General features: G+C 73.6%; 16 protein-coding genes. 10 read left to right on the top strand and 6 right to left on the bottom strand.

The annotated features are described in order from the left end of the window. Nucleotides 1–26: 26 nt before the first annotated feature. Genes AC07A4_RS25040 through hmgA form a run of 3 tightly spaced genes read right to left on the bottom strand, consistent with a single transcriptional unit; the run spans nucleotide 27 to nucleotide 3,404 of the window. A complete protein-coding gene (locus tag AC07A4_RS25040; protein WP_478602463.1) occupies nucleotides 27–1,223 on the bottom strand; it encodes a type ISP restriction/modification enzyme in 1,197 nt (398 codons plus the stop codon). A 52-nt stretch (nucleotides 1,224–1,275) separates the two neighbouring features. Beyond that, nucleotides 1,276–2,025 (bottom strand): GntR family transcriptional regulator, encoded by a 750-nt coding sequence (locus AC07A4_RS25035; protein ID WP_478602381.1) that lies wholly within the window; start codon nucleotides 2,023–2,025, stop codon nucleotides 1,276–1,278. Between the two features lie 53 nt (nucleotides 2,026–2,078). Continuing rightward, the gene (hmgA, locus tag AC07A4_RS25030; RefSeq protein WP_478602379.1) at nucleotides 2,079–3,404 is read right to left on the bottom strand and encodes a homogentisate 1,2-dioxygenase; all 1,326 of its coding nucleotides are present in this window, start codon (nucleotides 3,402–3,404) and stop codon (nucleotides 2,079–2,081) included. A 109-nt stretch (nucleotides 3,405–3,513) separates the two neighbouring features. Here hmgA and AC07A4_RS25025 point away from each other — a divergent pair, with 109 nt between their 5' ends. The 6 genes from AC07A4_RS25025 to AC07A4_RS25000 all read left to right on the top strand — a co-directional run bounded on the left by AC07A4_RS25025 (nucleotide 3,514) and on the right by AC07A4_RS25000 (nucleotide 12,446). Beyond that, on the top strand, nucleotides 3,514–4,167 hold the full coding sequence (locus AC07A4_RS25025) for a TetR/AcrR family transcriptional regulator (protein ID WP_478602377.1): 654 nt from the start codon (nucleotides 3,514–3,516) through the stop codon (nucleotides 4,165–4,167). A 101-nt stretch (nucleotides 4,168–4,268) separates the two neighbouring features. Continuing rightward, nucleotides 4,269–6,542 (top strand): molybdopterin-dependent oxidoreductase, encoded by a 2,274-nt coding sequence (locus tag AC07A4_RS25020; protein ID WP_478602375.1) that lies wholly within the window; start codon nucleotides 4,269–4,271, stop codon nucleotides 6,540–6,542. Between the two features lie 121 nt (nucleotides 6,543–6,663). Beyond that, the gene (locus AC07A4_RS25015; protein WP_478602374.1) at nucleotides 6,664–8,220 is read left to right on the top strand and encodes a CitMHS family transporter; all 1,557 of its coding nucleotides are present in this window, start codon (nucleotides 6,664–6,666) and stop codon (nucleotides 8,218–8,220) included. Further along, nucleotides 8,220–9,392: an MFS transporter gene (locus AC07A4_RS25010; RefSeq protein ID WP_478602372.1), complete on the top strand. Its 1,173-nt coding sequence runs from the start codon at nucleotides 8,220–8,222 to the stop codon at nucleotides 9,390–9,392. The genes AC07A4_RS25015 and AC07A4_RS25010 overlap by 1 nt, the downstream gene beginning before the upstream one ends. A gap of 503 nt (nucleotides 9,393–9,895) precedes the next feature. After that, nucleotides 9,896–11,284, top strand: a complete 1,389-nt coding sequence (locus tag AC07A4_RS25005) for an aldehyde dehydrogenase family protein (protein WP_478602370.1) — start codon at nucleotides 9,896–9,898, stop codon at nucleotides 11,282–11,284. A gap of 82 nt (nucleotides 11,285–11,366) precedes the next feature. Beyond that, a complete protein-coding gene (locus AC07A4_RS25000; RefSeq protein ID WP_478602369.1) occupies nucleotides 11,367–12,446 on the top strand; it encodes a zinc-binding dehydrogenase in 1,080 nt (359 codons plus the stop codon). Nucleotides 12,447–12,462: 16 nt separating this feature from the next. On the opposite strand, the gene AC07A4_RS24995 is transcribed toward AC07A4_RS25000, so the two are convergent. Next, nucleotides 12,463–13,107, bottom strand: a complete 645-nt coding sequence (locus AC07A4_RS24995; RefSeq protein WP_478602367.1) for a TetR/AcrR family transcriptional regulator — start codon at nucleotides 13,105–13,107, stop codon at nucleotides 12,463–12,465. A gap of 72 nt (nucleotides 13,108–13,179) precedes the next feature. Between AC07A4_RS24995 and AC07A4_RS24990 the strand changes: the two genes are divergently transcribed. Together AC07A4_RS24990 and AC07A4_RS24985 are read left to right on the top strand one after the other, a co-directional pair. Then, complete coding sequence (locus AC07A4_RS24990) at nucleotides 13,180–14,328, top strand: acyl-CoA dehydrogenase family protein (protein WP_478602366.1); 1,149 nt, start codon at nucleotides 13,180–13,182, stop codon at nucleotides 14,326–14,328. Between the two features lie 99 nt (nucleotides 14,329–14,427). Continuing rightward, the gene (locus AC07A4_RS24985) at nucleotides 14,428–15,066 is read left to right on the top strand and encodes a TetR/AcrR family transcriptional regulator (protein ID WP_478602364.1); all 639 of its coding nucleotides are present in this window, start codon (nucleotides 14,428–14,430) and stop codon (nucleotides 15,064–15,066) included. A 7-nt stretch (nucleotides 15,067–15,073) separates the two neighbouring features. Here AC07A4_RS24985 and AC07A4_RS24980 read toward each other — a convergent pair whose 3' ends face one another. Beyond that, on the bottom strand, nucleotides 15,074–15,538 hold the full coding sequence (locus tag AC07A4_RS24980; protein ID WP_478602362.1) for a MaoC family dehydratase: 465 nt from the start codon (nucleotides 15,536–15,538) through the stop codon (nucleotides 15,074–15,076). 93 nt (nucleotides 15,539–15,631) lie between these two features. Between AC07A4_RS24980 and soxR the strand changes: the two genes are divergently transcribed. Both soxR and AC07A4_RS24970 read left to right on the top strand, forming a co-directional pair. After that, nucleotides 15,632–16,099 carry a redox-sensitive transcriptional activator SoxR gene (gene soxR / locus AC07A4_RS24975; RefSeq protein ID WP_478602360.1) on the top strand — a complete coding sequence of 156 codons (468 nt, stop codon included), beginning with the start codon at nucleotides 15,632–15,634 and terminating at the stop codon, nucleotides 16,097–16,099. Nucleotides 16,100–16,287: 188 nt separating this feature from the next. Further along, on the top strand, nucleotides 16,288–16,806 hold the full coding sequence (locus AC07A4_RS24970) for a hypothetical protein (RefSeq protein WP_478602358.1): 519 nt from the start codon (nucleotides 16,288–16,290) through the stop codon (nucleotides 16,804–16,806). A gap of 12 nt (nucleotides 16,807–16,818) precedes the next feature. Here the strand turns inward: AC07A4_RS24970 and AC07A4_RS24965 are convergent, their stop codons facing one another. Beyond that, the gene (locus AC07A4_RS24965) at nucleotides 16,819–17,427 is read right to left on the bottom strand and encodes a hypothetical protein (RefSeq protein ID WP_478602357.1); all 609 of its coding nucleotides are present in this window, start codon (nucleotides 17,425–17,427) and stop codon (nucleotides 16,819–16,821) included. Nucleotides 17,428–17,773: the final 346 nt, after the last annotated feature.

The raw sequence follows: 17,773 nt of genomic DNA, 5'->3' as shown, positions 1-17,773 counted from the left end.
CCCGGGAACCCCCGTCGACGCCGGGGTCACAGCAGGGCGAACTGGCCCTCGGGGCCCTCCTCGTCGTGGTCAAGGACCGACGCCGGACGCCGCGCCCCCGCAGGGACGGGAAGGACCCCCGCCGCACGCAGGTCCGCGGCGGTGATCCCGGGCCCGGGGCCGAGGGCGAGCGCGGGCAGCTCCGCGAGCAGGGCCAGGACGGTGATCAGCTCCAGGAGTTCGGAGGTCCAGGCCTGGGGCCACGCGGACGGGCCGAGCGCCTCCAGCGTGCCGGGCTCCGCTCGGGCCACCCGGCGCTCGAACCACAGCCGGAGCACCCGCACCCCGCTGACCCGGAAGTCCCACGCCCCGGCGGGCACCGGCGCGACCACCCCGTCCGCGCCGACGCGCAGGGTCTCCTCCTCGCGGTCGTAGTCGAGCGCCGTGGGCCACGCGGGCAGCGGCGCGCGCACGTAAGGGCGCCGCCCGCCCGGGAGTTTGGGCCGCTGACCGGCGTCGCCGCGCAGCTGGAGCCAGAGCGCCCGGCGCCCCACCTCAAGGCCCCGCGCCCACGCACCGGCGTCCGAGGGCAGCGGCACCACGCGGCCCCCGGCGGCGGCCTCGGCGGCCACCAGCGTCCAGGCGAGCAGGTCCTCGGGGGTGACGTCCGTGCCGTACCGCTCGCCGAGGTGCGTCAACAGGCCGGGTGCCACGTTCGGTTCGACGCCGCCGGGGCGCCGGTACAGCGGCCGGATGCGGCCGGGCCGCCCGGCGGGGGAGTGCCCGTCCGGCAGCACCGCGGAGGCAAGGACGGCGGGCCCCGCGTCCGCGTCGGGTACGTGTCCCTGCTCGGTGAGGAAGAGCTGACCGGCGCCGATGACCCGCCACAGCTCGGGCCGGGCCGCGTCCAGGAGCCGGTGGTCGGGCAGCAGCCACTGCTCGTCGAAGGGGCCGTGCAGCACGCGGACGGGTTCGGGGCAGGGGCCGTGCTCGCGCGCCAGGCGCACCGTGCCGCCGCCCTGGCCGGGCAGCCGCGCGACCGGCGTGTGCAGGGTGCGGGCCCGGCTCGGCCGGAGCAGCGCCTCGCGCCCGGCCGCGTCGGCCCGCACGAACGCGTCCCAACGGGCCTTCAGGGACGCGGCGTCGGGCCCCATCGGCCAGCCGCGCCCGGTCCTGAGCGGCGCGACGGACCACGGCATGAGATCGGCGAGCTGCGGCGCGTCCTCGTACGTCACGCCCGGCATCGTACGACGGCCCGGCGGGCCCGCGGCGAGCCGTCGCACGGCTCCGGCGGCGTCAGGTGGCCTCGAGCGTGACGGTGAAGGAGAAGCGGTCGCCCCGGTACTGGATGCGGGCCACGTCCAAGGCCCGCCCCTCGGTGTCGTACGTGATGCCCGTGTAGTGCAGGATCGGGCTGAGCAGCGGCACTTGGAGCAGGCGGGCCGTCTCCGGGTCCGCCAGGCGCGCCTCCACCGTGTCGGTGATGCGGGAGATGGCCACGCCCACCTCGTCGCGCAGGACCTTCGTCATGGGCCAGCGCTCCAGGGCCACGGGGTCGATGCGCTCGGCGAGGTCGGGGCGCACGTGGTTGCGGGCGTGGTTGGTGGGCTCGCCGGTCTTGGCGTCGCTGCGCAGCCGGTGGTAGGTCGCCACCTCGGCCAGGTCGGGGAAGTGCTCGGCGAGGTCGGCGGGCACCGGCTCCCGGCCGTGCGACAGGAGCTTGGTGTCCATGCCGGACTGCTGGGCCACGATCGCGTCGACCGAGCCGAGCAGCCGCACCGGCGAACCGCGCTGCACCCCGGGCTCGATGAACGTGCCGCGCCGCCGGTGCCGGCTGATGAGGCCCTCGGCCTCCAGTTCCTTGAGGGCCTGGCGCATGGTCAGCACGCTCACTCCGTAGTGCCCCGCGAGCTGCTCCTCGGTGGGAAGGCGCAGCGGGGCGTCCGGTGCCCGGCCGAGTATCGAGGCGCGCAGGGACTGCGACACCTGATACCAGAGGGGCAGCTTCCGGTTCAGGACGATCGAGTCCGGGGCGAAAGCGGTCACGTGGAACTCCGTACTTCCGTTACGACGCGGAACAGCGGCCGGAAGCGGTGGTACTACGGCCGGAAATGACGCTCAAGACCCTGCCACACATCGTCGTACGCCCGCTGCAGATGGCCGGCGCCCGCCGCCTGCGCGGTGGCGGTCACCGGCCAGCGGGTCTCGAACATGAACGCCAGGCCGTCGTCGATCTTCTGCGGCTTGAGCTCGGCGGCGCTGGCCCGCTCGAAGGTCTCCCGGTCGGGGCCGTGCGCCGACATCATGTTGTGCAGCGAACCCCCGCCCGGAACGAAGCCTTCCGCCTTGGCGTCATAGGCCCCCTCGATCAGGCCCATGTACTCGCTCATCACGTTCCGGTGGAAGTACGGCGGCCGGAAGGTGTCCTCGCCGACCAGCCAGCGCGGCGCGAACACGACGAAGTCCACGCCCGCGAGGCCCGGGGTGTCCGAGGGCGAGGTGAGCACCGTGAAGATCGACGGGTCCGGGTGGTCGTAGGAGATCGTGCCGATGACGTTGAAGCGGCGCAGGTCGTACACGTACGGCACGTGGTTGCCGTGCCAGGCGACGACGTCGAGCGGCGAGTGGCTGTACGTCGCCGACCAGAGGTTGCCGCAGAACTTGTTGACCACCTCGACCGGTCCCTCGACGTCCTCGTAAGCCGCCACGGGGGCCTGGAAGTCACGGGCGTTCGCGAGGCCGTTGGCGCCGATCGGGCCGAGGTCGGGGAGCTGGAAGGCGGCGCCGTAGTTCTCGCAGACGTACCCCCGGGCACTGTCGTCGAGGAGCTCGACGCGGAAGCGGACGCCGCGCGGGATCAGCGCGACGTGGCCCGGTTCGGCGTGCAGCAGCCCCAGTTCGGTGCGCAGGAGCAGACCGCCGTGCTCGGGGACGATCAGGAGCTCGCCGTCGGCGTCGCTGAACACCCGGTCCATGGAGGCGTTGGCGTGGTAGAGGTGCACGGCCATGCCGGTGCGCTGCGTCGCGTCGCCGTTGCCGCCGAGCGTCCACAGGCCCGCGAGCCAGTCGGTGCCCTCGGCGGGCTCCGGCAGCGGGTTCCAGCGCAGCCGGTTGGGGTCGGGCACGGACTCCGTGAAGGGGGCCGTGCGGATCGCGCCGTTGTCGACGCGGGTGAACGCCGGGTGCGCGGCCGAGGGGCGGACGCGATACAGCCACGAGCGGCGGTTGTGGGCGCGCGGCTCGGTGAAGGCGGTGCCGCTCAGCTGCTCCGCGTACAGGCCGAGGGGGGCGCGCTGGGGTGAGTTGCGGCCGTGGGGCAGGGCGCCGGGGACCGCCTCCGAGCTGTGTTCGTTGCCGAATCCGGAGAGGTACTGGAGTCCCTCGGCCGTCTTGCGCGCTGCGTCCCTCGGGTGGTCCCCGCTCATGCCAGCTCCTCGGCTCCCGTGCCAATGATTCCTATGGAACACCATAGGAATCGATAATTCACCGCGCAAGGGGATACGTGAAATGTGAACGGTGCTCTACTCTCCCGGGATGCGCGACCGGAACGGCGACAGTGCCGGTGCCCGAGCCCCCCGCGCGGGGCTCGACGGCGCCGCGCTGCGCCGCACCCCCGTGCAGCGCCGCAGCGCCGAGCGCCTGGCCCGGATCCTCGACGCCTGCGCGGACCTCCTCGACGAGGTCGGCTACGAGGACCTGACCACGCGGGCCGTCGCCGAGCGCGCGGGCGTCCCCATCGGCTCGGTCTACCGCTTCTTCGGCAACAAGCGCGCCCTGGCCGACGCGCTCGCCCACCGCAACCTCGACGCCTACGCCCGCCGCGTCACCGCCCGGATGGCAGGGGTGCCGCGCGGCGACCCGCGCGGCGCCGTCGGGGCCGCCTTCGACGAGTACCTGCTGATGAAGCGCACCGTCCCCGGCTTCGGCCGCGTCGACTTCGGCGTCCCCTCGGCGCCCGAGGCGATGCCCGACGCGAACGAGACGGTCGCCGACCGCGTCGCCCAGCTGCTCGCGGGACACCTCGGCCGCCCGGCCGACGCCCGCCTTCGCCGCGCCGTGCTCGTCGCCGTCGAGGCCGTCGACGCGCTCCTCCAACTGGCCTTCCGTGCCGACCCGGCGGGCGACCCCGACCTCGTCGAGGAGACCCGCACCCTGCTGGACGCGTACGTCGAGCGCGCCCTCGGCTGACCCCGGGCCCCTCTGGGGCTCCCCACGCCCCTGGCATTGTGCATACCGGTCGGTATGCTGAGGGCGTACCGCGCACCCGTGCCGCCGCCCCTGGAGGGCCCATGCCCCGCACCGCCCTGCGCATCTGCCCGCTCTGCGAAGCCACCTGCGGACTGACCCTCACCATCGAAGGAACGCGCGTGACCGGCGCCCGCGGCGACCGCGACGACGTCTTCAGCCACGGCTTCATCTGCCCCAAGGGCGCCTCCTTCGGCGCGGCCGACGCCGACCCCGACCGGCTGACCCGCCCCCTGGTCCGCGCGGGCGGACAGCTGCGGGAAGCGAGCTGGGACGAGGCGTTCGACGCCGTCGCCGCCGGACTGCGCCCGGTCGTCGAGCGGCATGGACCGCACGCCGTCGGCGTCGTCCTCGGCAACCCCAACGTGCACACCATGGCGGGCGCCCTCTACCCGCCGCTGCTGCTCGGCGGCCTCGGCACCCGCAGCCTGTTCACCGCGAGCACCGTCGACCAGATGCCCAAGCACGTCTCCAGCGGCCTGCTCTTCGGCGACCCCTTCGCGATCCCCGTACCGGACCTGGACCGCACCGACCACCTGCTGATGCTCGGCGCCAACCCCCTGGACTCCAACGGCAGCCTGTGCACCGCACCCGACTTCCCCGGCAGGCTCAAGGCGCTGCGCGCCCGCGGCGGCCGCCTCACCGTCGTCGACCCGCGCCGCACCCGCACCGCCAAGCTCGCCGACCGGCACCTGGCGATCCGGCCCGGCACCGACGCGCTGCTGCTCGCCGCGATGGTCCAGGTCCTGTTCGCGGACGGCCTGACCGACCTCGGCGCCCTGGCCGGACAGGTCACCGGCGTCGCCGACGTCGGGCACGCCGTGCGGGACTTCACCCCCGAAGCGGTCGCCGCCGCCTGCGACCTGCCCGCCGCGACGATCCGCGCTCTCGCCCACGACCTCGCCGCCGCGCCCACCGCCGCCGTCTACGGGCGCGTCGGCGCGAGCACCGTCGCCCTCGGCACCCTCACCTGCTGGCTCGTGGACGTCCTCAACGTCCTGACCGGCAACCTCGACCGGCCCGGCGGCGCCCTGTTCCCCCTCGCCGCCACCGACCGGGCGCCCCGCCCCGCGGGCCCCGGCAAGGGCTTCGCGCTCGGCCGCTGGCGCAGCCGCGTCAGCGGCCACCCCGAAGCCAAGGGCGAGTTGCCCATCGCCGCGCTCGCCGAGGAGATCGACACCCCGCCCCGGGTGCCGGACAGCGGCCTCGGCGAAAGACCCGTGCGCGCCCTCGTCGCCATCGCCGCCAACCCCGTCCTCTCCGCCCCCGACGGCGACCGCCTCGACAAGGCCCTCGCGGGCCTGGACTTCATGGTCAGCGTCGACCCGTACCTGAACGAGACCGCGCGCCACGCCCACGTCGTCCTGCCGCCGCCCCCGCCCGCGCAGAGCCCCCACCACGACTTCGCCTTCAACGCCTTCGCCGTCCGCAACCAGGTGCGCTACACCCGCGCCGCCGTCCCCCTGGCCGCAGGCCGGATGCCCGAGACGGAGATCCTCGCCCGGCTCACGCTCGCCGCGACCGGGGCGCACGGCGCGGACCCGGCGGCCGTCGATGCCCTCGCCGTCGAACGGACCCTCGCCAAGGCCGTCACCGAGCCGCACGGCCCCGTGCACGGCCGCGACCCGGGGGACCTGGCCGCGCTCCTCACCGGCGAGAGCGGACCCGAGCGGCGCCTGGACCTGATGCTGCGCCTCGGCCCGTACGGCGACGGCTTCGGCGCCGAGCCCGAAGGCCTGAGCCTCGCGCGGCTCCTCGACCACCCGCACGGCATCGACCTCGGGCCGCTGACCTCCCGCCTTCCCTCCGTGCTCAAGACCCGCAGCGGGCGCGTCGAACTCCTCCCCGAGCCGATCGCCGCCGATCTGCCACGCCTGACCCGGGCCCTGTCCGAGGCGCCCGCCGCACTCGTCCTCGTCGGCCGCCGCCACCTGCGCTCCAACAACAGCTGGATGCACAACGTCCCCGCCCTCACCGGCGGTTCCAACCGCTGCACCCTCCACGTCCACCCCGGCGACGCCGTCCGCCTCGGCCTCGGCGAGGGCGCCCGCGCCCGCGTGAGCGCCGACGGGGGCGAGATCACGGTCCCGGTGGAGATCACGGACGCCGTGCGCCCGGGGGTGGTGAGCCTGCCCCACGGCTGGGGCCACGACCGGCCCGGCACCCGGCTCACCGTCGCGGGCGAGAACCCCGGGGCCAACGTCAACCAGCTCCTCGACGGGAGCCTCCTGGACCCCCTTTCGGGCACGGCCGTGCTCAACGGCTTCGCCGTGACCGTCGTTCCGCTCACCGAGCCCGCCCCGCAGGCACCGCGTTGACCTGGAGTTTTGCGCTTATTGCTCGCACGTCAACATCTTGTTAACGCTGGAGAGCGGGTCCTACCGTCATCCGCACCGCCAGACCTGGTGGCAGTTCGACGGTGAACGATAGGTAGCTCCCATGCTGACAATCCTCGGATTCGTCATGATCGCCACCTTCCTGGTGCTGATCATGATGAAGAAGATGTCGCCCATCGCGGCCCTGGTACTCATCCCCGCGTTGTTCTGCGTCTTCGTCGGAAAGGCCGCCCACCTGGGGGACTACGTCCTCGACGGCGTCGGCAACCTCGCACCCACGGCCGCGATGCTCATGTTCGCCATCGTGTACTTCGGCGTCATGATCGACGTCGGCCTCTTCGACCCGATCGTCCGCGGCATCCTGCGCTTCTGCAAGGCCGACCCGATGCGGATCGTCGTCGGCACCGCCGTGCTCGCCGCGATCGTCTCGCTCGACGGCGACGGCTCCACCACCTTCATGATCACCGTCTCGGCGATGTACCCGCTCTACAAGCGCCTCAAGATGAGCCTCGTCGTGATGACGGGCGTCGCCGCCACCGCCAACGGCGTGATGAACACCCTGCCCTGGGGCGGCCCCACGGCCCGCGCGGCCACCGCCCTGAAGGTCGACGCCGCCGACATCTTCGTCCCGATGATCCCGGCGCTCGCCGTCGGCCTCGTCGCCGTCTTCGTCCTCGCGTACGCGCTCGGCCTGCGCGAGCGCAAGCGGCTCGGCGTCCTGTCGCTCGACGAGGTCCTGGAGCGCGAGACGGCCGCGGGCGAGCCCGCGCTGGTCGGCACGGGCGGCGACGGCGACGGGGTGTCCCGCCGGGTGAGCTTCACCAAGGGCTCCGGCGCGGGCGGTTCCGGTACGGGTGGTTCCGGTACGGGTGGTTCCGGTACAGGTGGTTCCGGTACGGGATCTGGCGCGGGCGCGTCCGGTACGGGCGCATCCGGCACGGCCACGGGTGACGGCGCCGGGAGCGGTGCCAGCCCCGCCACGGCCGTCGCCGGACCGGACGCCGACGAGGACGACGGCTTCCAGGGGCTCGACCCGAACCGCCCCACCCTGCGGCCCAAGCTGTACTGGTTCAACGCGGGCCTCACGGTGCTTCTGCTCACCGCGATGATCATGGAGTTGCTGCCGATCCCGGTGCTCTTCCTGCTCGGCGCGGCGCTCGCCCTCACTGTCAACTTCCCGCACATGCCCGACCAGAAGGCCCGCATCGCCGCGCACGCCGAGAACGTCCTCAACGTCACCGGCATGGTCTTCGCCGCCGCCGTCTTCACCGGCGTTCTCACCGGCACCGGCATGGTCGACCACATGGCCGACTGGCTCGTGAACACCATCCCCGACGGCATGGGCGGCCAGATGGGCCTGGTCACCGGCCTGCTCTCGATCCCCCTCACGTACTTCATGTCGAACGACGGCTTCTACTTCGGCGTCCTGCCCGTCCTCGCCGAGGCGGGCAACGCCCACGGCGTTTCCACCATCGAGATCGCCCGTGCCTCCATCGCGGGTCAGGCGCTGCACATGTCGAGCCCGCTCGTGCCCGCCGTGTACGTCCTCGTGGGCATGGCCAAGGTCGAGTTCGGCGACCACACCCGGTTCACGGTGAAGTGGGCCGTGCTCACTTCGCTCGTCGTCCTCGGCGCCGGGATCCTCTTCGGCGTCATCTGATGGGACGGCGCCACGGCGGCAGGGGCTGGCTGCTGCGGCTCGTCATCGCCTTCGGCTGCGCGCAGGGCGCGGTGTCCATGGCCAGGCCCGCCGTGTCGTACCGGGCCCTGTCGCTCGGCGCCGACGAACGCGCCATCGGTGTCATCGCCGGGGCGTACGCGCTGCTTCCGCTGTTCGCCGCGGTGCCGCTCGGGCGGCGCACCGACCACGCGCGCTGCGCGCCCCTGCTGACGGTCGGCGTCATCCTGATCGCTGGCGGCTGCGCGCTCAGCGGCACTGCCGCGTCCCTGGGGACGCTCGCCGCGTACAGCGCCGTGCTGGGCCTCGGCCACCTGTGCTTCGTCATCGGCGCGCAGTCCGTCGTCGCCCGCCAGTCCGAGCCCGCCGAACAGGACCGGAACTTCGGCCACTTCACGATCGGAGCCTCCCTCGGGCAGCTCGTCGGGCCCCTCGCGGCCGGGGCGCTGATCGGCGGCGACACCGGGCGCACCAGCGCGCTCGCCCTCCTCGCCTCGGCCGGGGTCGCGGCCGCCGCGTTCGCCTCGCTGTGGCGCATCGAGCGCGCCAGGACCCGGCGTTCGGCGCGGGGAGCCCCGGGCGGGCCCGGCGACAAGGTGCCCGTGCGGCGCATCCTGGGCGCGCGCGGGGTGCCCGCCGGGATGGCCGTCAGCCTCGCGGTGCTCTCCGCCACGGACATCCTCACCGCGTATCTGCCGGTCGTCGGCGAGCACCGGGGGATCGCGCCCGCGACCGTCGGGGTGCTGCTCAGCCTGCGGGCGGGCGCCACGATCGCCTGCCGTCTGGTGATGACGCCGCTGATCCGGCTCGTCGGGCGGCGGGCCCTCATCGTCGGGACCTGTCTGCTCGGCGGGATCCTGTGCGCCGGGGTCGCGCTGCCGCTGCCCGTGTGGGCGCTCGGCGTGGTGCTCGCCCTGCTCGGGTTCTGCCTCGGGGTCGGGCAGCCGCTGTCCATGACGACCGTGGTGCGGGCCGTGCCGGACGGGGCGCGGTCCACGGCGCTCGCGCTGCGGCTCACCGGGAACCGGCTCGGGCAGGTGGCCGCGCCCGCCGCGGCCGGGCTCGTCGCCGGGGTCGCGGGGGTGGGGGCGCCGTTCGTGACGCTGGGGGTGCTTTTGGGGGCGGCGGCGGGCTTGGGGGCGCGCACCCCTTGACCTCGCGGCGCGCCCCAGGCCCGCCCCTTCCCACTCCGGGTGCGGCTGCCCCCGTTCCCCCGCTCACCGATATCGGCGCTCCGCGCCTCGTCCTCAAACGCCGGACGGGCTGAAACACCGCGCTACGCGCTTGTCCTCAAACGCCGGACGGGCTGAATCTCCGCGCTGCGCGCTTGTCCTCAAACGCCGGACGGGCTGAATCTCCGCGCTGCGCGCTTGTCCTCAAACGCCGGACGGGCTTGAACTGCCGCCGGACGGCTAGATCACCGCGCTGGCGCGGGTGTTCCCGCGCTCGCGCGGTGTTTTCCCACCCACCCACCCGCGAGCCGCTAGGTCGGGGGGTGCCGTTGCAGCCGCAGGTGTAAGGGCGGGCGGGTGGGAGATATAGCCCGTCCGGCGCTTGAGGACACGCGCGTAGCGCGAGGGAGGGGCGGGTGGGTGGGGGGAAACAGCTCGGCCAGAGGGCCTGGTGGGGAAAAACTATCGGCGCTAGTTTGGGGGCCATGAAGCCCCACACCGGCATGTACATCGCGGGGCACTGGCGCCCCGCCACCACCCCGGACACCATCCCCGTGGTGAACCCGGCCGACGAAGAGGTCATCGCCCACGTCCCCGCGGGCACCCCGGCCGACGTGGACGCCGCCGTCCGCGCCGCCCGCGCGGCGCTCCCCGCGTGGGCGGCGACCCCACCCGCGGACCGCGCCGCGAGGCTCGCCGCCGTCCGCGACGGCCTGGCCGCCCGCAGGGCCGAGATCGCCGAGACGGTCACCGCCGAACTCGGCGCCCCGCCGCCGTTCGCCGAGTCGGTGCACGCGGACGTACCGGTGCGGGTCGCGGGCTCGTACGCCGACCTCGCGGCCACGTACTCCTTCGAGGAGCGGGTCGGCAACTCCACGGTCCACGCCGAGCCGATCGGCGTCGTCGGCGCCATCACGCCCTGGAACTACCCCCTCCACCAGATCGTCGCCAAGGTCGCCCCGGCCCTCGCCGCGGGCTGCACGGTCGTCCTCAAGCCCGCCGAGAACACCCCGCTGACGGCCCAGCTGTTCGCCGAGATCGTGCATGAGGCGGGCCTGCCCGCGGGGGTGTTCAACCTGGTCACCGGGCTCGGCCCGGTCGCGGGCCAGGCCCTTGCCGAGCACGAAGGCGTCGACCTCGTGTCGTTCACGGGCTCGACGGCCGTCGGCAGGAAGATCGGCGCGATCGCGGGCGCGGCCGTCAAGCGCGTCGCCCTCGAACTCGGCGGCAAGTCCGCCAACGTGATCCTGCCGAGCGCCGACCTCGTCAAGGCCGTGAACGTCGGCGTCGCCAACGTGATGGCCAACTCCGGCCAGACGTGCAGCGCCTGGACCCGCATGCTCGTGCACACCTCGCGGTACGACGAGGCGGTCGCCCTGGCGGCGCGGGCCGCCGCCAAGTACGGCGAGCGCATCGGCCCCGTCGTCAGCGCGAGCCAGCGCGACCGCGTGCGCGGCTACATCGAGAAGGGCGTCGCGGAGGGCGCCCGCCTGGTCGCGGGCGGCCCCGAGGCCCCGCGCGAGCGCGGCTACTACGTGCACCCCACCGTCTTCGCCGACGTCACCCCGGAGATGACCATCGCGCAGGAGGAGATCTTCGGCCCGGTCGTCTCCCTCATCCGCTACGAGGACGAGGCCGACGCCGAGGCCATCGCGAACGGCACCGTGTACGGGCTCGCGGGCGCGGTGTGGGCGGCGGACGACGCGGAGGCGGTCGCCTTCGCCCGCCGCCTGGACGCCGGGCAGGTCGACATCAACGGGGGGCGCTTCAACCCGCTGGCCCCGTTCGGCGGTTACAAGCAGTCGGGCGTGGGCCGAGAACTCGGCAGGCACGGCCTGGCGGAGTACCTGCAGACGAAATCGCTCCAGTTCTAGCCCCGCCCCCCGGTACACACCCCCGGCACACGCCCGTACACGCACCCCCGTATACGCCCCCGTCCCTGGAGGAAACGTCATCGTGGTCCGCGCCGCAGTCCTGCCCGCCATCGGCTCCCCCCTGGAGATCAGCGAGATAGAGCTGCCCGAGCCAGGCCCCGGCCAGGTGCGGGTGCGCCTGGCCGCCGCCGGGGTCTGCCACTCCGACCTGTCCCTGTCGGACGGCACCATGCGGGTGCCGGTCCCGGTGGTCCTCGGCCACGAGGGCGCGGGCACCGTGGTCTCCGTCGGCCCCGGCGTCACCCATGTCGCCCCCGGCGACGGCGTGGTCCTCAACTGGGCTCCGTCCTGCGGGAAGTGCCACGCCTGCGGACTCGGCGAGGTCTGGCTGTGCGGTGACGCGCTCACCGGCATGGGCGGGGTGTACGCCCGCCGTGCCGACGGCACCCCGCTGCACCCCGGCCTGAACGTGGCCGCGTTCGCGGAGGAGACGGTGGTGGCCGCAGGGTGCGTCCTGCCCGCGCCCGACGGCGTGCCCCTCGCCGACGCCGCCCTCCTCGGCTGCGCCGTCCTCACCGGATACGGCGCGGTGCACCACGCGGCGCAGGTCCGCGAGGGCGAGACGGTCGCCGTCTTCGGCGTCGGCGGCGTGGGCCTCGCCACCCTGCAGGCGGCGCGGATCGCCCGCGCGGCCCAGGTCATCGCCGTCGACGTGGCCCCCGAGAAGGAGTCCCTGGCCCGCGAGGCCGGAGCCACGGACTACGTCGTCGCCTCGGACACCACGGCCCGCGCCGTGCGCGAGCTCACCGGCGGCCACGGCGTCGACGTCGCCGTGGAGTGCGTGGGCCGCGCGGTCACCATCCGCGCGGCCTGGGAGTCCACCCGCCGCGGCGGCCGCACCACGGTCGTCGGCATCGGCGGCAAGGACCAGCGGGTCACCTTCAACGCCCTGGAGCTCTTCCACTGGGGCCGCACCCTCTCGGGCTGCGTGTACGGCAACTGCGACCCGGCGGCCGACCTGCCGGTCCTGGCCGACCACGTCCGCGCGGGCCGCCTCAGCCTGTCCGCCCTGGTCACCGACCGCATCGCCCTGGACGAGATCCCCGCGGCCTTCGACCGCATGCGCGCGGGCAAGGGCGGCAGGGCGCTGGTGGTGTTCTGATCCTGACCGAGCGCCCTCAGCCCGCGGGGGCCACCGCCCGCTCGTACTGCAGCGCGAGGCCGTCCAGGAGCGCCCGCAGGCCCGCCTCGAAGGCCCGCTCGTCCACCCGTTCCTGGTGTTCCGCGAGGAGGTGGGCCTGCCCCAGGTGGGGGTAGTCCGCGGGGTCGTACGCCGTCTCGTCGTCGACGAAGCCCCCGGCGAACGAGCCGAGCGCCGAGCCCATGATGAAGTAACGCATGAGCGCGCCGATCGACGTGGCCTGCGCCGGGGGCCAGCCCGCCGCGACCATGGCCCCGAACATCGCGTCCGCGAGGCGCAGTCCGGCCGGGCGGCGGCCGGGGCCGCGGGCGAGCACGGGGACGATGTTCGGGTGCCGGGTGAGGGCGGCGCGGTAGGAGACGGCCCAGTCGTGCAGCGCGGTCCGCCAGTCGCGGCCGTCCTCGAACATCGACAGGTCGACCTGCGCGCTGACCGAGTCCGCCACCGCCTCCAGGATCTGGTCCTTGGTGGCGAAGTGGTTGTACAGGGAGGGGCCGCTGACGCCGAGTTCGGCGGCGAGGCGGCGGGTGGAGACCGCGGCCAGGCCCTCGGCGTCCACGAGGGCGCGCGCCGCGTCGACGATGCGGTCGCGGCTGAGGAGGGGCTTGCGCGGTCGGGCCATGCGGCACATAGTAGGGCTGCCCACAGAAACTAGCACTGCTAATTTAAGACCCTGTCGTGCCGGGAGGCCGCGATGAACCTGGAGCTCAGCGACGAGCAGCACGCCGCGCGGCGGCTCGCGAAGGACTTCGTCGAGCGCGAGATCGCCCCGCACGCCGCCGCGTGGGACCGCGCCGAGAGCGTCGATCGGGACATCGTGCGCAAGCTCGGCGACGTCGGCTTCCTCGGTCTCACCCTCGACGAGGAGTACGGCAGCGGCGGCGACCACCTCACGTACTGCCTGGTCACCGAGGAGCTCGGCCGCGGGGACTCCGCCGTGCGGGGCATCGTCTCGGTCTCGCTCGGGCTCGTCGCGAAGTCCATCGCCGCCTTCGGCAGCGAGGAGCAGAAGCGCCGCTGGCTGCCGGGGCTCGCCTCCGGCGCGTCCGTGGGGTGCTTCGGGCTCACCGAGCCGGGCACCGGGTCCGACGCGGGCAGCCTCACCACCAGGGCCGTCCGCGACGGCGACGCCTACGTCGTCAACGGCTCCAAGATGTTCATCACCAACGGCACCTGGGCCGATGTGGTGCTGCTCTTCGCCCGCACCAACGACACCCCGGGACACAAGGGCGTCTCCGCCTTCCTCGTGCCCGCCGACACCCCCGGCCTGACCCGCCGCGCCGTCCACGGCAAGCTCGGCCTGCGCGGCCAGGCCACCGCCGAACTGGTCCTGCGGGACGTCCGGGTGCCCGCGAGCGCCCTGCTCGCCCCCGAGGGCAAGGGGTTCTCGGTGGCGATGGCGGCCCTGGCCAAGGGGCGGATGTCGGTGGCCGCGGGCTGCGTCGGCATCGCCCAGGCCGCCCTCGACGCGGCGGTGGCGTACGCGACCGAGCGCGAGCAGTTCGGCAAGAGCATCGCCCGCCACCAGCTGGTCCAGGAGCTGCTCAGCGACATCGCCGTGGACGTGGACGCCGCCCGCCTTCTCACCTGGCGGGTCGCCGACCTCATCGACCGCGGGCTGCCCTTCGCCACCGAGTCGTCCAAGGCCAAGCTGTTCGCCTCGGAGGCCGCGGTGCGCGCCGCGAACCAGGCGCTCCAGGTCTTCGGCGGCTACGGCTACATCGACGAGTACCCGGTCGGCAAGCTGCTGCGCGACGCCCGCGTGATGACCCTCTACGAAGGAACCAGCCAGATCCAGAAGCTGGTCATCGGGCGCGCGCTCACCGGCGTCTCCGCCTTCTGACCGGCGCCCGCGCAGGTCCGCCCGCCCCCGGCCACTTGCCTAAGCGCTTGCTCACCCTCAGGGTAGGGTGACGGTCCAAAGCGGTGGAAGGGAGCGCGCATGGGTGCGGCGAAAGAGACCCCCGGCGAGGAACAGCCGTGGGCCGAGGTCAGTCCCGACGCGGCCAGGCGGCTGCTGATCGCCGCGGTCGAGGCCTTCGCCGAGCGCGGCTACCACGCGACGACCACCCGTGACATCGCGGGCCGCGCCGGAATGAGCCCCGCCGCGCTCTACATCCACTACAAGACGAAGGAAGAGCTCCTCCACCGCATCAGCGGGCTCGGCCACGCCAAGGCCCTCGACATCCTGCGCACGGCCGCCGACGGCGGGGGCACCGCCGCCGAGCGGCTCTCCGACGCCGTGCGCTCCTTCGTCCGCTGGCACGCCGGGCACCACATGACCGCCCGGGTCGTGCAGTACGAGCTCGACGCGCTCGGCCCCGAGCACCGCACCGAGATCGTGGCGCTGCGCCGGAAGTCCGACGCCGCCGTGCGGGAGATCATCAACGACGGGGTGCGGACGGGCGAGTTCGACGTCCCGGACGTGCCCGGCACCACCCTCGCCGTGCTCTCGCTCTGCATCGACGTGGCCCGCTGGTTCAACGCCGCCGGGCACCGGACCCCGGACGAGGTCGGTGCCCTCTACGCCGGCCTGGTGCTGCGCATGGTCGGGGCGACGCGGGAAGCCGCGCGGAGCTGAAGCCGGCTCAGAAGTAGTAGCGCGACACCGACTCCGCCACGCAGGCGGGCTTGTCGGCGCCCTCGCGCTCCACCGTGACCGCCGCCGTCACCTGCACCCCGCCGTCCTTCGTCGGCTCGACCCGCGTCAGCGAGGCGCTCGCGCGCAGCCGGGAGCCGACCGGCACGGGGGAGGGGAAGCGCACCTTGTTCGTGCCGTAGTTGAGGCCCATCCGCATGCCCTCGACCCGCAGCACCTGCGGCACGAAGACCGGCAGCAGCGACAGCGTGAGGTACCCGTGCGCGATGGTCGCCCCGAACGGGCCCGCCGCGGCCCGCACCGGATCCACATGGATCCACTGGTGGTCGCCGGTGGCCTCCGCGAACAGGTCGATCCGCTTCTGGTCGACCTCCAGCCAGTCGCTGTGCCCGAGCTGTTCGCCGACGGCGGCGAGCAGCTCGTCGGCGGACGTGAAGATCCTCGGCTCTGCCATGTGCGGCCTCCCGTGCGTGGGTGAACTAAGCGCTTGCTCAGCATGCTGGGTGCGCTGACCGGTGTCAACGAGCGGTCACGTAGGCTTCGAGGGGTGCCCCAGATCCCAGAGAAGATCCACGAACTGACCGTCGGCCAGCTGGCGGCGCGCAGCGGCGCGGCCGTCTCCGCGCTCCACTTCTACGAGACCAAGGGGCTCATCAGCAGCCGCCGCACCTCGGGAAACCAGCGCCGCTACGGCAGGGACACGCTGCGGCGCGTCGCCTTCATCCGGGCCGCGCAGCGGGTGGGCATCCCGCTCGCCACGATTCGCGACGCGCTGGCGGAGCTGCCGGAGGGGCGTACGCCCAACCGGGAGGACTGGGCCCGGCTCTCCCAGACCTGGCGGTCCGAACTCGACGAGCGCATCCTGCAGTTGGGGCGGCTGCGGGATCACCTCACGGACTGCATCGGGTGCGGCTGCCTCTCCATGGAGACCTGTGTGCTCTCCAACCCCGACGACGTCTTCGGCGACCGGATCGTGGGCTCCCGGCTGCTCGGCGAGCGCCGTGGGGCGCCCTGACCGGCGATAGGCGCTTCGCGCCTCGTCCTCAAACGCCGGACGGGCTGAATCATCGCGCTGCGCGCTCGCCCTCAAACGCCGGGCGGGCTCTTTCCCTCGCCCGCCCTTTCACCGTGAAGCTTTGGGGTGTACTTGTACGTCACGCCTGCCAGAGCGTCAGGCCATGACATCACACACGGGGAGAGTCGATGAGCGTTGCCGTCTGCTCGTTGAAATGGGAGGCCGCCCGCGGGGGGCGGCAGCGGATCACGTACGACAGCGACGGGTACCACCTGGTGCGCTTCCCGTACGACGTGGCCGAGGAGGCGTACGACCCCTGGGGCATGCACGGTCCGGGGCACGGCGGAGCCAAGCCGTCGAAGTTCCCCGACGCGCGCTCGGGCCTGATCTGGCCGAGCCACGACGGGTGGGCCACTCTGACGGCGATGGTCTTCTGGGAGCCCGACAGCAGGCCGACGGAGTACCGCTCGCGCTTCGTGCGCGATCCGCTGCACCTGTCGACGGGCTATGACTCCACCGCCACCACCGACCACGTGCCCACCCGCGGTGGCCAGTACCGCACCTGCAGCTGGCAGATGTTCGTGCACCCCGGCACCCCGGTGGGCCTGAAGATCTCCGCGCGCGGCCCCGGCGACGTCAGGATCGCCGCGCCGCTGCTGCTGGCCGAGTTCAAGCTGGCCATACAGACGGACGTCATCAGGCCCTGAGGCGGCCGCCCGTCAGGCGGTCACCAGCGACCGCGACCGCCTCACCCGCGCCCCCCGCACCGCCTCGGGCGTGAGGACCGGCGCGGGCACCACGATGCCGCAGCCGGTGCAGACGGGGCCCGAGGACGGTTCGTGCGCCAGGCCGTAGCGCCATTCGAGGGCCGCGTCGCCGCACACGGGGCAGGCGGCGCCCGGCTCTCGCTCCAGGGCGGTGATCAGTCGGCGCAGCACCTCGGCAAGGGGCACGGACGGGTGCACGCCGGGGTCGTCGCACCAGGCGACCCCATGCCCGCCCCACGTGCAGCGGTGCCAGTCGTCGACGCTGCTGGGCCGCCGCAGGCCGTCGTGCTTCTCCTTGCGGCGGCGCCGCGCGAAGTCCTCCTCGTAGGCGAGCCACACATCGCGGGCCGCCTGCAGTTCGTCGAGCGCGGACACCAGGCGCGCGGGATCCGGCGACCGGTCCTCGGGGCCGAAGCCCGCCCGGGAGCACAGATGGTCCCAGGTCGCCCGGTGGCCATAGGGGGCGAATCTCTCCAGGCACTTGCGCAGTGAATAGCGCCGCAGCGCCAAGTCGCTCTGCGGATCGCGCACCTGTCTCGCGAGACTCCGGAATCCGGCCATCGCCCTGCACCTCCGTCGCACCTTCTCGGACGTCGCCAGTGACCCAGCGGACACCGAGTAGACGTATCGACACGCGATTTGGTGCCATCCGATTTCGAATGGCCTCTCACCAGCGCGTTCCCCAGGGGGCGCCGGGGATGCGCGAGGGATGTGGAGGTGCGGTGCGGGCGGGAGCGCGGCCGCCGCGCGGCGCCGGCTTGTGGCGGTTGTGAAAAGGCGACGGTTGTTCATCTTTCAGGTTCGACAACCCGCCAGTAGCCTCCGCCGCGTCGGCCCGCGCCAGGGCCCACGTCCACCCCGCACCTCCGAGGACACCCCAGAGAAGACACCAGCATCTCCGGACCCG

The organism is Streptomyces sp. NPDC043996 (assembly GCF_056435225.1).
Note: the sequence above shows the minus strand (reverse complement) of the source record. Positions and strands in the feature narration are given on the sequence as shown.

Excerpts from the sequence above, each read along its gene's own strand:
- AC07A4_RS25040 (WP_478602463.1), bottom strand. The coding sequence starts at position 1,223 with ATGCCGGGCGTGACGTACGAGGACGCGCCGCAGCTCGCCGATCTCATG.
- hmgA (WP_478602379.1), bottom strand. The coding sequence starts at position 3,404 with ATGAGCGGGGACCACCCGAGGGACGCAGCGCGCAAGACGGCCGAGGGA.
- AC07A4_RS25025 (WP_478602377.1), top strand. The coding sequence starts at position 3,514 with ATGCGCGACCGGAACGGCGACAGTGCCGGTGCCCGAGCCCCCCGCGCG.
- AC07A4_RS25020 (WP_478602375.1), top strand. The coding sequence starts at position 4,269 with ATGCCCCGCACCGCCCTGCGCATCTGCCCGCTCTGCGAAGCCACCTGC.
- AC07A4_RS25015 (WP_478602374.1), top strand. The coding sequence starts at position 6,664 with ATGCTGACAATCCTCGGATTCGTCATGATCGCCACCTTCCTGGTGCTG.
- AC07A4_RS25010 (WP_478602372.1), top strand. The coding sequence starts at position 8,220 with ATGGGACGGCGCCACGGCGGCAGGGGCTGGCTGCTGCGGCTCGTCATC.
- AC07A4_RS25005 (WP_478602370.1), top strand. The coding sequence starts at position 9,896 with ATGAAGCCCCACACCGGCATGTACATCGCGGGGCACTGGCGCCCCGCC.
- AC07A4_RS24995 (WP_478602367.1), bottom strand. The coding sequence starts at position 13,107 with ATGGCCCGACCGCGCAAGCCCCTCCTCAGCCGCGACCGCATCGTCGAC.
- AC07A4_RS24990 (WP_478602366.1), top strand. The coding sequence starts at position 13,180 with ATGAACCTGGAGCTCAGCGACGAGCAGCACGCCGCGCGGCGGCTCGCG.
- AC07A4_RS24985 (WP_478602364.1), top strand. The coding sequence starts at position 14,428 with ATGGGTGCGGCGAAAGAGACCCCCGGCGAGGAACAGCCGTGGGCCGAG.
- AC07A4_RS24980 (WP_478602362.1), bottom strand. The coding sequence starts at position 15,538 with ATGGCAGAGCCGAGGATCTTCACGTCCGCCGACGAGCTGCTCGCCGCC.
- AC07A4_RS24970 (WP_478602358.1), top strand. The coding sequence starts at position 16,288 with ATGAGCGTTGCCGTCTGCTCGTTGAAATGGGAGGCCGCCCGCGGGGGG.
- AC07A4_RS24965 (WP_478602357.1), bottom strand. The coding sequence starts at position 17,427 with ATGGCCGGATTCCGGAGTCTCGCGAGACAGGTGCGCGATCCGCAGAGC.